The following is a 339-nucleotide window of genomic DNA, read 5'->3' on the forward strand; positions in this document are numbered from 1 at the left end:
TCAATCTCTGCTCAAATGAAAAAGGGATCTACCTGCGCCAGCGTAGGGCGGCCTCGGTTCGATTTGAGACGCTAAGCTTCGCGAAGATGCGGGTTGCGTGGTGCTTGACCGTTTTCTCGTGAAGGCCAAGCTTTCTCGCAACCAACTTGTTACTCATCCCCACCGCGATCAGATCCATGACCTCACGCTCGCGCGCACTAAGCCCATCATGCTCTTGCATCGCGGCTGGATGCGGCTTGCGTTCTGAAATCAGTCTTGCGCTCAGGTTGGGGGGAACATAACTTCCGCCAAGTACAACCGTCCGGACCACGCTTGCCAGATCACGAGACCCGATACCTT

1 protein-coding gene is annotated in these 339 nt (G+C 55.8%); it reads right to left on the reverse strand.

All coding sequences use genetic code 11. The annotated features are described in order from the left end of the window. Positions 1-28: 28 nt before the first annotated feature. A partial coding sequence (locus MRBLMR1_RS29165) for a helix-turn-helix domain-containing protein (RefSeq protein ID WP_500067084.1) occupies positions 29-339 on the reverse strand: 311 nt, incomplete at its 5' end.

The sequence above is a fragment of the Neorhizobium sp. LMR1-1-1.1 genome, from assembly GCF_040675795.1.
Taxonomy (GTDB): Bacteria; Pseudomonadota; Alphaproteobacteria; order Rhizobiales; family Rhizobiaceae; genus Neorhizobium; species Neorhizobium cellulosilyticum.